The sequence below is a fragment of the Desulfovulcanus sp. genome, from assembly GCF_982781345.1.
Genome location: NZ_CEYAEZ010000019.1, coordinates 24,656 through 39,365 on the forward strand (window position 1 = coordinate 24,656; position 14,710 = coordinate 39,365).

Consider the following 14,710-nt stretch of genomic DNA (forward strand, 5'->3'; position numbering starts at 1 on the left):
AAGCCAATATCTACTCCTCTGTGAAAACCTATGAAAATAATTGATTTAAGCCATCCAATATCACCAAACATGCCTGTATATCCGGGCACAGAACCACCCATATTCATCACCGGGTCAAACATTGATGACGTTGGTTTTCTTGAAAAGAAGATTACTATGTATTCACATATCGGCACACATATTGACGCTCCGGCTCATATCATTAAGGGAGCAAAGACTCTTGATCAGTTATCTATTGAGCACTTTATCGGGAAAGCATTTTTATTGGATCTGACTACAAGAAAAAAGAAATCCATCGACATTGATGAATTAAAACCTCATCAGGGTTCAATAAAAAATAGTGATTTTATTTTATTCAACACAGGTTGGAGTCATTTGTGGGGTTCTAATAGCTATTTCCAAGATTACCCGATCTTGTCTTCAGAAGCAGCGTCATGGCTTTGTAATTTTAATCTAAAGGGGGTGGGAATGGACACGATTTCAGCAGATGAAGCCAATTCTCAGGATTTTCCAATCCATAAAATTTTTCTAAGCCACAATATTGTCATTATTGAAAACTTAACAAATTTAGATGCTTTGCCTGCTAATCATTTCATGTTCTCATGTTTTCCTTTGAAAATAGAACAGGCAGATGGTTCGCCAGTGCGAGCGGTTGCAATTATTTAACACATAACCATGCGGAAGAACTTGGACCTAACTTAAGTCCTGTAACAGGCATTGATACGCACATATTCTTCAGTCAAATCCGAGCTCAATAAAGTGTATTCTCCGGGTCCATTGCCCAAGCAGACCAGAATGTGCACATCTTGTTTGCGCAAGTGACGGGCAAGGATATTGTCTATATCCATCTTCACAGGTTGTCCCTGGGCAAAAATAGTTATCCCTGCAATCTCCACCCGTACCTGGTCCGGTTCAAATTCAGCACCACTACGCCCCAGGGCAGCAACAATCCGTCCCCAATTCGGATCCTGACCGTAAAGGGCTGTTTTGACCAGGGGAGAATGCCCAATAGTCCTGGCGGCCACTTCGGCCTGGGCTTCATCTTTTGCACCTGTGACCTGGATATGGATCACCTTTGTACCCCCCTCAGCGTCCTGGACAATCTGGTAAGCCAAATCCTGACAAACTTCTTTTAAAGCGTCGCTCACCAGATACTGTTCATCCGGATGGACACGCACCATAGCCTCTCCATTGGCCAAAGCCAGGACACAATCATTGGTACTTGTATCGCCATCCACGGTGATGGCGTTAAAACTCGCGTCCACTGCCTCTTTCAAAGACTTTGTCCACCACTCAGAATCTACTTGTGCATCACAGAGTACAAACCCAAGCATTGTGGCCATATCAGGACAAATCATTCCTGCGCCTTTGGCCAATCCCAAAAAGGTAATCTGCCCTTCTCGCAGGTCCAACCGCTTCCAGGAGAGTTTGGGGAAAGTATCTGTAGTCATAATGGCCTTGGCTACCTGCACGGGCTCTGCCTGACCCAAGGCTGTCTTAAGTTCCGGGATAGCCTTTTCCCACTTCTTAAGATCAAACTGCTCTCCTATAACTCCTGTTGAGGCAGGCAGGATTTCATCTTCATCCAGGGCCAAAAGCTCCCGCAACATTTGTAAGGTTTGGCGACAATTCTTATACCCTGGCTCGCCTGTGCAGGCATTGGCCTGACCGGCATTAACCAGTATGCCCCTAACTTCGTTTTTTCTTTCCAATATTTCTTTAGCAACTAATATCGGAGCAGCCTGAAACCTGTTTTTAGTAAATACAGCGGCTGTAGAGGCCGGACTCTGACTAAATATAAAGGCAAGATCATCTCTATCTTGATACTTAAATCCAGCCCTAACCGTAGCAAACAAATACCCTTTAGGCACTAAAACCATCTTCAAACTCCCCTGAAAACTGTCTCAACTTTATTTTTTAACTCTAAAAAAATTGCCCCCAAGCACTCGGTCTTTTTTTACCGTCCACAACACTTTTTATATTTCTTACCGCTCCCGCATGGGCAAGGTTCATTGCGCCCGACCTTAGGGCTTTTACGCTTTATCGGTTTCTTTTTAGGCTGATCATCACCGCCAACATATTGCAAATCTTCCTGTTCTTTGTGCTTGAACTCCTCTTCTTCTACCTTGGTCTCTATACGCAAATGACATAAGGCCCGCAGGGTATTCTCCTTGATACGAAAGAGCATGTCCTGGAAAAGCTCAAATCCTTCGCGTTTATATTCCTGTTTGGGATCCTTTTGCCCATATCCGCGAAGACCTATCCCCTCTTTGAGGTGATCCATATTCAACAGGTGCTCTTTCCAATTCCTATCCAGGCTCTCCAAAAGAAAAAAGCGGAGCACTTCCTGATATTGTTCCCCGGTATCTTCTTTTAGCTTGTTGAGAATCTGCAAGACACCTTCTCTGGCTTGGTCGCGATCAGGCAACTCATCTTTTTTGATAACCTTTTTTAGATCAAAGATATCATCCAGTTTAGACCAAACCATCTGCCTGGTTTCTTCATCCGCGCCCTCTTTGCCTGCTTCATCTATTGGTGCGTAAATTTCATCCAGGAGATCATCAATAAACTCCTGAATCAGATCATCCAACTCTTCGGCCATCATTATTTCCCGGCGTTGGGCATATATAGCCACCCGTTGCTGATTCATGACATCATCATATTCCAACAGGGTCTTTCTGATTTCAAAATTATGGTTTTCTACCCGGCGCTGGGCGTTTTCAATGGCCTTGGAAATCATCTTGTTTTCAATAGGCTGCCCTTCCTCCATACCCAGTTTATCCATCAGCGCGGCAATGCGGTCCGAGCCAAACAGACGCATCAAATCGTCGTCCAGGGCCAGATAAAACCTGGACGAACCAGGATCTCCCTGACGACCACTTCGGCCACGAAGCTGATTGTCAATACGTCTGCTCTCATGCCGTTCCGTGCCCAGGATATGCAAACCTCCCAATTCGCGAACACCAGGTCCAAGGACAATATCCGTACCACGGCCTGCCATGTTGGTGGCAATGGTCACCCGGCCCTTTTCACCGGCCTTGGCCACGATTTCAGCTTCCTTTTCATGATGCTTGGCATTTAACACCTCATGGGGGATACGCATTTTTTTAAGCATACGCGATAATAACTCAGACTTTTCAATGGAAGTAGTACCCACCAGAACTGGCTGGCCTTTGGAGTGCAGTTCTTTAATCTCCTCAGCTATGGCCCTGTATTTCTCTTCCTGAGTTTTATAAATTACATCAGGATAATCCTTTCTAATCATGGGCTTGTGCGTAGGAATAACTATCACGTCCAAATCATAAATCTGCTTAAATTCAACCGCTTCAGTATCAGCTGTACCTGTCATTCCAGCCAATTTTTCATACATGCGGAAATAATTCTGAAAAGTAATAGAGGCCAGGGTCTGGTTCTCTCCCTCTACCTTAACCCCCTCTTTGGCTTCCAGGGCCTGGTGTAAACCATCGCTATACCTGCGCCCGGGCATAAGACGACCAGTAAATTCATCCACAATAATCACCTGGCCATCTTTAACTATGTAGTCCACATCCCGCTTAAACAGATAATGGGCCTTGAGAGCCTGAAGAATATGATGCTGGTAAGTAATGTGGCGCGGATCAAACAGGTTATCTATTTTTAAAATCTCCTCCACTCTTTGGACGCCCTCATCGGTCAAGGTCACTGACCTGGCCTTTTCATCAATGGTAAAGTGCTCTTCCTTTTTCAGGCTGGGGATAATATTATTGATACGCACATAAAGCGCAGTGGACTCTTCAGACGGCCCGGAAATAATCAAAGGGGTCCTGGCCTCATCAATGAGGATAGAATCAACCTCGTCCACAATGGCGTAATAGAGTTCCCGCTGGACCAATTGTTCCGGGTAAAACTTCATATTGTCCCGGAGATAGTCAAACCCGAACTCATTATTTGTCCCATAGGTGACATCTGCTGCATAGGCATCTTTCCTTTGCTCATCGCTTAAACCATGCACTATGACTCCAACGGACAACCCCAAAAAATTATAGAGTTTGCCCATCCACTCAGCATCACGCTGGGCCAGGTAGTCGTTCACCGTGACCACATGGACCCCTCTACCGGTCAAGGCATTAAGCACCACAGGCAAAGTGGCCACCAAAGTCTTACCCTCACCTGTCTTCATCTCTGCAATCTTGCCCTCATGGAGGACAATACCGCCTATAAGCTGAACATCAAAATGACGCATATCAAGAACCCGCTTGGAGGCCTCGCGGACAATGGCAAAGACTTCGGGTAAAATTTCATCTAATTTACGGCCATTTTCCACTTCCTGACGAAAATCAGCTATTTTTTGCTTCAACTGATCATCGCTAAGCCCTTGTATTTCCGGCTCAAGGTCGTTAATCCTGGCTACAATGGGCTGAAGTTTTTTTAAATATCGTTCATTCTTGGTTCCAAAAAGCTTCTTTACAATCATTCCAAACATATCTTTACCTCTTGAATATAATTAAGTTGGGAAGTTAGAAAACTAGAAGTCAAAAACTTCCACGGCGGTAAAAACTATTTCCTCAACTTCTCAATCCTATCTTCTTAACTTCTTATTTTCTTTTACTCAGTCCTTACAACCTCGAGCCAATGGCTTACACGCATATTATCCGGTTTGGTAGCTTTAAGCTGCAACACACACCCATTACAGGACGAAAGGATATGTACCGTGCCGCCATTTATATCTAAATTTTGCCAAAATAAAGTACTTACTCGCCTGCTTAAATCCGGGGCTTCAATTTGTAAACTACCACCTAGACCACAACAATACTCCTCATTTAAAGTTAACTTCATTCCGGCCCTCTCAAATTTCTCCTGCCAGAGCCTGGCTTCGCCTTCTCTTGCATGACAGGGCCTGTGCCACAAAATATGCTCCGGCCTATCCCCATCAAGCGTCCAGGTAGCATAATCTATTAACCCCTCAAAAGATACAATACTCTCCTTTAACTTTGAAAAATTCGTATCAAGTATATCTTTTAACCCCTGGTCGCATGTAGCACAAAAAGTAACAATCTTAGGCTGTCCCAGCTTTTTCCAAATAGCAAAATTTATTTCTTGGCATCTCTTTTGTTCGTCTAGTAAGCCGGCCCCCTTGAAGGTAAAGCCACAGCAGGCCCAGTCAGGTGTTGGCAAAAGTTCATAGCCAAGGCAATTAAGGAGCTTTTCTGCCTTTTCAAGTAAATGGGGCCAAAAAATACGCCCAAGGCAACCGGGGAAAATAACTACTTTTTTTACATCCTCTCTCTCAACAACTGAGGACTCACAGCTTATGCCTTGTGTGCCCTTCGACTTTTCTATTTTCAGCCAGGGCTTGACTGTTTCGCCCCCGGACATTGCCGTCAGGTATTTTCTCCTCCCTGCAGGTAAAAACGGACCAAGAACGCGTTCTGTAGCCGCCAAAGGCAACACCTTGGGAAACAAAAAACCGTATTTGACCAATCTAGCCCATATCCAGGCCCTCCAACCGGAACACTCGGACTTTATTTTAGATAACCGTCCCGGAACATCAACTTGCTGTGGACAAACCCGGGCACATTTGCCACAACCGGCACAGAGGCCTGCTAACATTCGCACCTGATTTAGGAGTCGAGGGTCAGAGGGTCGAACCTCGCGAGTCATATACCTGGACAATAAATCCATATTCTGTAACATGACAGCCTTGGCCCTCGGACTTAATTCCTCGGCATTGGTGGCTAAAAATACAGGACACACCTCCAGGCAGCGGGCACATTGAATACATTTAGCCTCGCTGACCGTTTGAAAAGAATAAATACCCATTGCCTTAATCATAATCTTTTTTTACATTATTTATGTTCCATTGACTAGAGAGTCAAATAGTTAACAATTTCAAAAAGTTAAGTATCGCTAGACAAAATCTAATCTGTCACTTAAATTTTAATGTTTTTAAAAAAAGTTGCTTATGAAAATAATAAGTGATGTGCACAAACTGCAGCAGATATGTCTTGATCTGCGAAGCCAGGGTAAAAAAATTGCTCTCGTGCCCACCATGGGCTATTTTCATGAAGGGCATTTAAGCCTGATGCGCTGGGCAAGACAAAATTGTGATCAACTCATAGTCTCCTTATTTGTCAATCCTACCCAGTTTGCACCAAATGAGGATCTTGAAGCCTATCCGCGCGATCTGGACCGGGATAAAAAACTAGCCCAAAAAGAAAGAGTCGATATCCTATTTACTCCCAAGCCTGAAGACCTATATCTACCAGGCCATTGCACCTGGGTTGAGGTCCCGGACCTGGCCCAAAATCTGTGCGCAAAGGCCCGGCCCACCCATTTTCGGGGGGTAGCCACTATTGTCTGCAAACTGTTTAACCTGACCTTGCCTCATCTGGCTATCTTTGGACAAAAAGATTGGCAGCAGTTGACAATTATCAAGCGCATGGTCAAAGACTTAAATCTTCCTATAGAGGTAGTCGGCAGGCCTATTGTACGCGAACCAGACGGACTGGCCATGAGCTCCAGAAACACCTATTTAACACCCGCTGAACGAAAACAGGCCCCTTTTATCTATAAAGGCTTGTTAATGGCCCAGACTATGGTTAAACAGACTCATGTGCAGGCTGAAACAATCAAAAACGCACTAAAAGAATTTTACAAAGAGAACATACCTTCAGGCAAAATAGATTATATTGAACTGGTCCATCCAGAACAGTTGACTCCTGTGTCTCTAATAGACCAACCAACCCTCTTGGCTGTGGCTATTTTTCTTGGCCACGCCAGACTGATAGACAATATCGTACTTCGTGTTTAGTTAAGCATAAAAAAGCAAAAAAACTAACCAAGTTAGACTCATCATCCATTACGAATCACGAATTACGGAGAATTAATATGGCTTTAAGAACCTTTTTACAATCTAAAATTCACGGCGCCACCCTCACCGGTGCCAATGTCGAATATGAGGGCAGCATCGCTATCTGTCCGGAACTGATGGAGGCTGCAGGCATTTTGCCTTTTGAACAAGTTGATGTATATAATGTCGACAACGGAGAAAGGTTGACCACGTATGCTATCAGAGGTCAAAAAGGTGAAATTTGTTTAAACGGGGCGGCAGCCCACAAAGGTAAAGCCGGGCAAAAAGTAATCATAGCCTCTTATATTCAACTAGAGCCCTCTGAGGTCCAGGCGCACAGCCCCAAACTTGTCTTCGTTGACAACCAAAATAGAATCAAGAGGTTTGTTCGTGGTTAAGCAAAATGAAAAACCAAATATTTTTATCCGATTCAAGAACTTTTTAAAAACTAACCTCATTGCGGGTCTTCTCTTTCTAACCCCCATTGCGGCCACTTTTTACTTTTTAAAAGTTCTTATAAAGTGGCTCGACCGAATTCTGCTCATCATTCCAGCCCAGTATCGGCCAGAAGCCTTTTTGCCCTTTCCAGTACCCGGATTGGGAGTTATCGTCTTGGTCATTCTCCTGATCATTACAGGTTTCCTGGTCCGCAACTATTTGGGGAGTAAATTGGTTTCGTTATGGGAGAGGATCATCAACAAAATTCCTTTCATAAACAAATTTTATACATCAGTAAAACAACTGATAGAAACGCTCGTCAATGGTGCGGGAAAAGACTTCAAACGGGTTGTCCTTGTTGAATTTCCCCGCGATGGAGTTTATTCTCTGGCTTATGTAACTGGAGTGGCCGTGGGTGAGTTACAACGAAAAACCCAAAAAAAAGTAATAAATGTCTATGTCCCCACTACTCCCAACCCCACATCCGGGTATTACCTGGTGGTTCCAGAAGAAGATGTCATTCCTCTGGACATGAGCGTGGAGGACTCGTTTAAGCTGCTTATCTCAGGTGGGATAATAAATCCCGAAGACCCCAATCAAGGAGGAAACAAATGATCGTCGCAAGTGACCGCTATTTATTTACATCGGAATCAGTGACCGAAGGCCATCCGGACAAGGTGGCTGACCAAATTTCTGATGCAGTGCTGGATGTCATATTGGAACAAGATCCTCAGGCGCGCGTAGCCTGTGAGACCCTGGTTACCACTGGCCTAGCCTTTATAGCCGGAGAAATTTCCACTACTGCATTTGCTGAATTTCCCCAGATTGTCAGAGAGACAGTCAAAGAAATCGGCTACGATAGCTCAGATGTAGGTTTTGACTATGAAACATGCGCTGTTATCTCATCCATAGACAGGCAATCGCCAGATATTGCCAGGGGTGTAAACCGACAAAAACCAGAAGAGCAGGGTGCAGGAGATCAGGGCATGATGTTTGGTTTTGCAGTCAATGAGACCAAGACATTGATGCCTGCTCCTATTTACTACGCCCATAAATTATCCAGGCGATTGGCCTACGTACGCAAAAACAATATCCTGGATTTCTTGAGACCCGACGGCAAGACAGAAGTTTCCGTGGAATACATTAACGGTAAACCAACCCGGATAGACAATGTGGTCATAGCCTGCCAGCACAATGAAAATATATCTTATGCAGACCTTGTAGATGCCGTCAAAGAAGAAGTTATCTTCAAGGTTCTGCCAGAAGACATGCTGGATGAAAACTTGCGTATTTTTATCAATACCACTGGTCGCTTTGTCATTGGCGGGCCTCTGGCCGACTGCGGCCTTACCGGACGAAAAATTATCCAGGATACCTATGGAGGCATGGGAAACCACGGCGGCGGTGCCTTTTCCGGCAAAGATCCGTCCAAAGTAGACCGATCTGCTGCTTACATGACCAGGTATATTGCCAAAAACATCGTAGCTGCCGGACTGGCTGATAAGTGTGAAGTCCAAATTGCCTATGCCATTGGTGTGGCTGAACCAGTATCTGTTCTGGTCACTTCCTGGGGTACAGGCCAAGTACCGGATGATGTTTTAACCAAAGCGGTCAAAGAAGTCTTTGATCTCCGCCCCTACTACATCATAGAGCGCCTTAACCTGCTTAGGCCCATCTATAAGAAAACAGCCTGCTATGGTCATTTTGGGCGAGAAGATGTGGATTTTACCTGGGAAAAGACCGACGCTGTTGACGATTTGAGAACAGCCTGTAAGATATAATGCTAATGACGCGGAGACACGCAGGATAATAGAGAAAAATATAGAACGAAGACAGGGGGAAGCCGAGTAAAAATAGTAGGCTTCCCCCTTTTTCCGTTTTTCAATTAGACCTATCTCGACTTTCTGAAATCTCTAACATGCCATAAGAGCTTGTAGCCGAACCTTTTTATCAACTTAATTTCCATGATTTATTCTAGTCTTGGTTTCTTTCATGCTGGCACAAAGACTTGGACCCATCTATAGTTTGCTTGCGGGCAGAGCATAATGGGGCATTTAGGGTAAATGAACATTCTTTTTATTGTCGATACTTAGGCAAATCTCCCAGATAGTTAGCTTTGTCACTCCGATGCTATGCTTATCCGCAAGCTTCACTAAGATTGGGTTACCCAAGCCGTTTGTAATGCATTTCAGAAACCAGGACTTTCAATCAACGCTTAAAATAGGGCTTGGCCACAAACTCATAATCCCAAACATTGTTAGTATTGAAGAAAACAAGCCTGCAAAGGAAGCCCGAGAGAACTAATAGCGATAATGTTCCGGCTTGTACGGCCCGTCAATTGGCACGCCTAGATATTCTGCCTGTTTTGGGGTTAACCGTTCCAGTTTTACTCCTAACCGCTCCAGATGGAGCCTGGCCACTTCCTCATCCAACTTTTTAGGTAAAACCATCACCTTAGGTTCATACTTATTTTTGGCCAATTCAATCTGAGCCAGCACCTGGTTGGTGAAACTGTTACTCATGACAAAACTGGGATGCCCTGTGGCACAACCCAGGTTGACAAGCCGCCCTTCGGCCAGGACGATTATAGACCTGCCTGATTCCAAAATCCATTTGTCCACCTGGGGTTTGATATTAATTCTCTTGCACTTGGGATTATTTTCCAGGTAACTCATCTCAATCTCTGAATCAAAGTGGCCGATATTACAAATGATGGCCTCATCCTTCATCCGCTCCATATGCTCACCGCGAATAACGTCACAGCAACCCGTGGCCGTTATAAATATATCTCCAATAGGAGCGGCTTCCTCCATTGTGGTTACTTCATATCCTTCCATAGCAGCCTGCAGGGCACAAATAGGATCAATCTCTGTTATCAGTACCCTGGCCCCGTAGCCGCGCATGGATTGAGCGCAACCCTTACCCACATCTCCATAACCACAAACCACGATCACCTTTCCTGCAAGCATAATATCAGTGGCCCTTTTGATCCCATCAGCCAGAGACTCACGGCAGCCATAAATATTGTCAAATTTTGATTTTGTAACGGAATCATTAACATTTATAGCCGGAAATAAGAGCTCGCCATTTTTTTCCATCTGATACAACCTATGCACACCAGTGGTGGTCTCCTCTGAAACTCCGCGAATATTCTTTGCTATACGTGTCCATTTTTGGGGATCATTTTTATAACTCTCAGCCAAACGATCCATCACTATCTGAAACTCTTTATTGTCCTGTTTCTCATTCAAAAGCGAAGGGTTCTTTTCCACCTTTACCCCTTGATGTACAAACAAGGTGGCATCTCCACCATCATCCACGATCAGATCCGGACCGGAACCATCCGGCCAGGTCAAGGCTTGCTCGGTACACCACCAATACTCTTCCAATGTCTCACCTTTCCAGGCAAAGACCTTGGCATACCCCTTCTTCACTACTGCTGCTGCCGCGTGATCCTGGGTGGAAAAGATGTTGCAGGAGGCCCAGCGAATATCAGCGCCCAATTTGTGTAAGGTCTGAATAAGCATGGCCGTTTGAATGGTCATGTGCAAACTGCCCATGATCTTTAACCCTTTTAAGGGCTTTTCTTGACCATACTTTTCCTGCAATGCCATAAGGCCTGGCATTTCATTCTCTGAGAGAGCCATTTCTTTCAGCCCCCATTCGGCCAGACCAATATCAGCAATCTTATACTCCAAAGTTGGATCTAATTTTAAAACCATTAATTCCTCCTAAGTTGTTTACTAATTATCATTATTGAGAATCCATTGATAAAAAATTTTCTATCGCCATCTCACTAAAAACTCAAGGTCGAATTTGTACAATTGTCCCATTGTAAAACAAAAAATCAAAATAATGTTCACAGTGAAAATTGTGATGGTGGTTGACAAATAATAAAAATTGTCTCAATTTTTAAACTTAAACATTCAACAATTAATTGGGTTAATATAAAAAATGCGTTCCTTTGCCGAAGCATTAAAAAATCAATTTTCCAGTGAGGAAATTAAAAACAACTTTCGCCTGGCTCAGCTCTGGAACAATTGGTCAGAGGTCGTTGGGTCAAAACTAGCGGACCTGATCAGACCATTGGGGCATAAGCAACACACCCTTATTTTAGGGGCAGACGATTCTATAGTCATCCAGGAAATGAATTTCTTTGCCCCCCAAATCTTGGACAAAGTCAATGATTTTTTAGGCCAACCTTTTTTTGACAAAATACGCTTCGAGCTGATAAAGGGCAGAACCCCGTTGGATCAACAATTAGTCATAACACCGGTCAGACAACGCTCTTTAAAAAAGCCGCAAAATCTAGGTAACTTGCTGGATAAATTACCAAAAGATTCGCCAGTTTATAAATGCTATAAAAAATATATATCTATGTTTGAGGGTTAAAGTTTAGAGTTATGGTAATCATCTCAATAAAGTCGGAAAATCATGCTTTTTAACGTAAGCAACCATACTCAAGAAGCACAATTCCGCAAAAAACTCTAAACTTTACACTTTAAACTCTTTAGGAGGACTAGACATGAGTGAAGAGATCAAATTAGAGCTCAAGAAACCATTAGACAAAATGACTGCCAAGGAACTGCGCCAATTGGCCATGGACAAGATTCCTCAGATTACTGGTGCCTCTGGAATGGATAAAGAAGAGCTTTTGGCAGCCATTAAAGAAGTTTTAGGAATCTCTGATGATGCTGATGACAAAACATCTCCCTACAAAGCTCAAATCAGAGACCTCAAGAGGCAAATCAAGGAATTAAGAGCCCAGAAGCTGGCCTTGCCAAAGTCTAAGCGGGCAGAACGAGAAAAGCTGCGTCGTAAAATCCATAACTTGAAGAAACTGACCCGGCGTCTTGCTGCAGCTTAAAACGAGATAAAAAGCACGGTCTCGTCAGTTCGATGAGGCCGTGTCAAAAAAGAAAGCGCTCAAAAATCGTGCATCAAAGTTTTTAACACCCTTCTTCCATATCTCATTTTGAATTTTAAATAAATCCAGACTTAAGCCGAGATTATTGCTCCGCTCCATGATCCTGATCATTTGGCTCCAATCTTGTGCATAAAAACATCTCCACAAGCCATCCTCAACCTGTCTGGAGATCTTCTGTTGCCAAAAAGGATTTTCAGACAAGAACATTTTAAAATAATTAATGAATTTTTTCCTTTCCAGCTCCTCAAAAAGTATATGATGCAAAATCAACGCAGGGAGAAAATCTTTAACCTGGTCGAAAACTTCTGTTTGTCCTTCTTCCCATTGATGAAAATAAGGAACCAGCTCTTCTCCTACCTTTATTAACCCTGACCACATCCAGTCCTGTTTTTGTCTGGCAAGCTCACAAAGTAAATATTTATTTAGTTTGGGTCCAAGCTCTTTTGAAGATATTTCATACTTTCCTGGCTCTAACTCAATCTTTTCTTCTTTAAACAGCTTTGGCCAGATAATGGTCATGTGCTCCTTTTCAAAAAGGAACTTAACCCCCTTAAAATCTGGCTGGATATTGTTTTTTCGTAGGGTAAGACCAAGATTAACCAACCTTTTTCTACTCATTTGGTCTGGCTTAACCAGGGTCATCCAAATCTGCCGGCCATCCCCTATAGCCTCGTCATTGGAAAATGCCTCCTCTAAAATATGCACAAAACCTTCTTCAATGTCAGGTCCGTCCAGATCCAGCATAAGCTCCATACTGCGCAAGGCACAACTTAAACTATTTAATGGTTCAATTCGGCCAATATCATCAAAGAACCAGGCACAGCTGGCAAAACTGGCCAAGGCGTAGCGTTGCATCTCCAAAAGAGTAAAAGCCCGGGTCATATCTTTTTTTGAAAAGCCGGACCGTAAATACGTATGTGCAAATTCTTCCTGGTCTATCTTTCCGCATAGACACTTCCCATAGTCAAGTAAGGCCTTATTGGGTTTCTCAAACAATGTCCTGCCCAAGCGTCTAAAATGCTCGTCCACATAATATTTGAGATAATTCAAAGCCCGTCGCAAGGGTCTTCGCCAGTGCTGCCGCCAGTCCGGATGCCTGCCAGCACTACATCCGCAATCATCCTGCCAGCGTTTTAGACCATGAACACAACTCCAGGAAGTTTTTTCCCTGATTTTTACTTTTTTTTGCGGTGGATTTTGGTGAAGATAATAAGCTAGGTTGACCAAGTCTATGCCGTCTCTATTTTTTAGAGCCTGCTCAATGACATAGGCCAGGGCCATTTCTGCAAACTTGAAATGATGACCATAAGACTCCCCGTCTGTGGCCAGAGTCAAAAGTCCCCCTAAATGACCAGTCGTAATTTTTTGCCAAAACCCCTCACCATCACTTAAATAATCGTCAAAAGCCACTCCATGCGACAGAGGACCATTATAAAAAAAGACTGCTATAGTCTTTCCGGAAGGTAAATTGACTAAATAGGGCATGGATGTATCCAGGCTCGTTTCATCCACAGGTGCCCACTCTTCACTATTAAGCTCAGCAACAGCCATAGCCTGCCTGGGAGCAAGAATAGTAAATTCAATTTTTGCTCTGGCCAAGGCCTCCAGCGTGGAAATGTCCACAGCGGTTTCTGGCAGCCACATGCCATCGGGCTTACGTCCAAACCGATACTCGAAATCTGCTATAGCCCAAGAAATTTCCACATCCCTGTCCAAATCAGTGGTCAAAGGCATAATTATATGATGATAAGACTGGGCCAGTGCATTACCAAAACCAAGCTTTTGCACACTTTTCTTATCGCCTTCGATTACTCGAGCGTAGACTTGAGGAACTTTATCTTCAATCCAGGTGAGAAGAGTTGGCCCCACATTAAAACTAATCCATTCATAACAATTTATAATATTAAAAATCTTGCCATCGTGACTCAACCTGCGAGCAAAGGCCAGAGGCTCATAGCACTCCCTGGCAATCCGCTCATTCCAGTTAGCAAATGGCGCAGCACTGCCTTCCGGCAAGACCTCTTCCAACCAGGGATCAAAGCGTGGAGGTTGATAAAAATGGCCGTGAATACAAAGAGATTTAAAATGCTTCATAATATGACATACCTGCAAAAACTAAATTTTTGCAGGTATTGTTGAATATTTTATGTTGAATGTTAAACTATTTTAACAAGTTAAGTATCTAACAATTTTAGCAAAATAGCATATTTTGACTTTTTACAAGATCATCACTGAATAGAGAACCAAATTGAGGACTTCCTTAATAATTAGGAATTAACCCTTGCTATTCCTTAGCTCATTTTATGTCAATTCGATTTACAATTTACGCCAGGGCAAACGCATCAAAAAAGTTATTGTTTAATTTTTAGGAAAAATATGATAGCTTTGTGAAATTTTAGGCTTTTTTCGAGCAAAAAATAGGTTAAGACTTCCAAAATTTTTGAGGAGGTCTATCATGAGCAATAAAATATTAAAGATTTTATCTATTGTTCCTGAACCAAGAGTTGAGCGTTCTA

Annotated in this window: 12 protein-coding genes; 7 read left to right on the forward strand and 5 right to left on the reverse strand. The window is 43.4% G+C overall.

Annotation, left to right across the window (positions count from 1 at the left end):
• The first annotated feature begins 30 nt into the window (after nt 1–30).
• On the forward strand, nt 31–666 hold the full coding sequence (locus AC3WVG_RS04780; RefSeq protein WP_488797041.1) for a cyclase family protein: 636 nt from the start codon (nt 31–33) through the stop codon (nt 664–666).
• A gap of 32 nt (nt 667–698) precedes the next feature.
• Here the strand turns inward: AC3WVG_RS04780 and argJ are convergent, their stop codons facing one another.
• The 3 genes from argJ to AC3WVG_RS04795 form a co-directional block, all read right to left on the reverse strand.
• The gene (argJ, locus tag AC3WVG_RS04785) at nt 699–1,880 is read right to left on the reverse strand and encodes a bifunctional glutamate N-acetyltransferase/amino-acid acetyltransferase ArgJ (RefSeq protein ID WP_488797042.1); all 1,182 of its coding nucleotides are present in this window, start codon (nt 1,878–1,880) and stop codon (nt 699–701) included.
• 77 nt (nt 1,881–1,957) lie between these two features.
• Nucleotides 1,958–4,462, reverse strand: coding sequence for a preprotein translocase subunit SecA (gene secA / locus AC3WVG_RS04790; protein ID WP_488797043.1), 2,505 nt, complete (start codon nt 4,460–4,462; stop codon nt 1,958–1,960).
• 122 nt (nt 4,463–4,584) lie between these two features.
• Nucleotides 4,585–5,811: a (Fe-S)-binding protein gene (locus AC3WVG_RS04795; RefSeq protein WP_488797044.1), complete on the reverse strand. Its 1,227-nt coding sequence runs from the start codon at nt 5,809–5,811 to the stop codon at nt 4,585–4,587.
• 130 nt (nt 5,812–5,941) lie between these two features.
• Between AC3WVG_RS04795 and panC the strand changes: the two genes are divergently transcribed.
• From panC to metK, 4 genes are all read left to right on the forward strand, one after another.
• Nucleotides 5,942–6,790: a pantoate--beta-alanine ligase gene (gene panC, locus AC3WVG_RS04800; RefSeq protein WP_488797045.1), complete on the forward strand. Its 849-nt coding sequence runs from the start codon at nt 5,942–5,944 to the stop codon at nt 6,788–6,790.
• 77 nt (nt 6,791–6,867) lie between these two features.
• Nucleotides 6,868–7,227: an aspartate 1-decarboxylase gene (panD, locus tag AC3WVG_RS04805; RefSeq protein WP_488797046.1), complete on the forward strand. Its 360-nt coding sequence runs from the start codon at nt 6,868–6,870 to the stop codon at nt 7,225–7,227.
• Complete coding sequence (locus AC3WVG_RS04810) at nt 7,220–7,882, forward strand: DUF502 domain-containing protein (protein WP_488797047.1); 663 nt, start codon at nt 7,220–7,222, stop codon at nt 7,880–7,882. Before panD ends, AC3WVG_RS04810 begins: the two co-directional genes overlap by 8 nt.
• Nucleotides 7,879–9,048 carry a methionine adenosyltransferase gene (gene metK / locus AC3WVG_RS04815; protein WP_252381599.1) on the forward strand — a complete coding sequence of 390 codons (1,170 nt, stop codon included), beginning with the start codon at nt 7,879–7,881 and terminating at the stop codon, nt 9,046–9,048. Before AC3WVG_RS04810 ends, metK begins: the two co-directional genes overlap by 4 nt.
• A 519-nt stretch (nt 9,049–9,567) precedes the next feature.
• Here the strand turns inward: metK and ahcY are convergent.
• The gene (gene ahcY, locus AC3WVG_RS04820; protein ID WP_488797048.1) at nt 9,568–10,989 is read right to left on the reverse strand and encodes an adenosylhomocysteinase; all 1,422 of its coding nucleotides are present in this window, start codon (nt 10,987–10,989) and stop codon (nt 9,568–9,570) included.
• A gap of 232 nt (nt 10,990–11,221) precedes the next feature.
• Between ahcY and AC3WVG_RS04825 the strand changes: the two genes are divergently transcribed.
• The gene (locus AC3WVG_RS04825) at nt 11,222–11,659 is read left to right on the forward strand and encodes a DciA family protein (RefSeq protein ID WP_488797049.1); all 438 of its coding nucleotides are present in this window, start codon (nt 11,222–11,224) and stop codon (nt 11,657–11,659) included.
• A gap of 133 nt (nt 11,660–11,792) precedes the next feature.
• Nucleotides 11,793–12,134, forward strand: coding sequence for a hypothetical protein (locus AC3WVG_RS04830; protein ID WP_488797050.1), 342 nt, complete (start codon nt 11,793–11,795; stop codon nt 12,132–12,134).
• Nucleotides 12,135–12,158: 24 nt separating this feature from the next.
• Here the strand turns inward: AC3WVG_RS04830 and AC3WVG_RS04835 are convergent, their stop codons facing one another.
• Complete coding sequence (locus tag AC3WVG_RS04835; RefSeq protein ID WP_488797051.1) at nt 12,159–14,288, reverse strand: DUF3536 domain-containing protein; 2,130 nt, start codon at nt 14,286–14,288, stop codon at nt 12,159–12,161.
• Nucleotides 14,289–14,710 lie beyond the last annotated feature (422 nt).

Coding starts and splice junctions, on each gene's coding strand:
- AC3WVG_RS04780 (WP_488797041.1), top strand. CDS start 31: ATGAAAATAATTGATTTAAGCCATCCAATATCACCAAACATGCCTGTA.
- argJ (WP_488797042.1), bottom strand. CDS start 1,880: ATGGTTTTAGTGCCTAAAGGGTATTTGTTTGCTACGGTTAGGGCTGGA.
- secA (WP_488797043.1), bottom strand. CDS start 4,462: ATGTTTGGAATGATTGTAAAGAAGCTTTTTGGAACCAAGAATGAACGA.
- AC3WVG_RS04795 (WP_488797044.1), bottom strand. CDS start 5,811: ATGATTAAGGCAATGGGTATTTATTCTTTTCAAACGGTCAGCGAGGCT.
- panC (WP_488797045.1), top strand. CDS start 5,942: ATGAAAATAATAAGTGATGTGCACAAACTGCAGCAGATATGTCTTGAT.
- panD (WP_488797046.1), top strand. CDS start 6,868: ATGGCTTTAAGAACCTTTTTACAATCTAAAATTCACGGCGCCACCCTC.
- metK (WP_252381599.1), top strand. CDS start 7,879: ATGATCGTCGCAAGTGACCGCTATTTATTTACATCGGAATCAGTGACC.
- ahcY (WP_488797048.1), bottom strand. CDS start 10,989: ATGGTTTTAAAATTAGATCCAACTTTGGAGTATAAGATTGCTGATATT.
- AC3WVG_RS04825 (WP_488797049.1), top strand. CDS start 11,222: ATGCGTTCCTTTGCCGAAGCATTAAAAAATCAATTTTCCAGTGAGGAA.
- AC3WVG_RS04830 (WP_488797050.1), top strand. CDS start 11,793: ATGAGTGAAGAGATCAAATTAGAGCTCAAGAAACCATTAGACAAAATG.
- AC3WVG_RS04835 (WP_488797051.1), bottom strand. CDS start 14,288: ATGAAGCATTTTAAATCTCTTTGTATTCACGGCCATTTTTATCAACCT.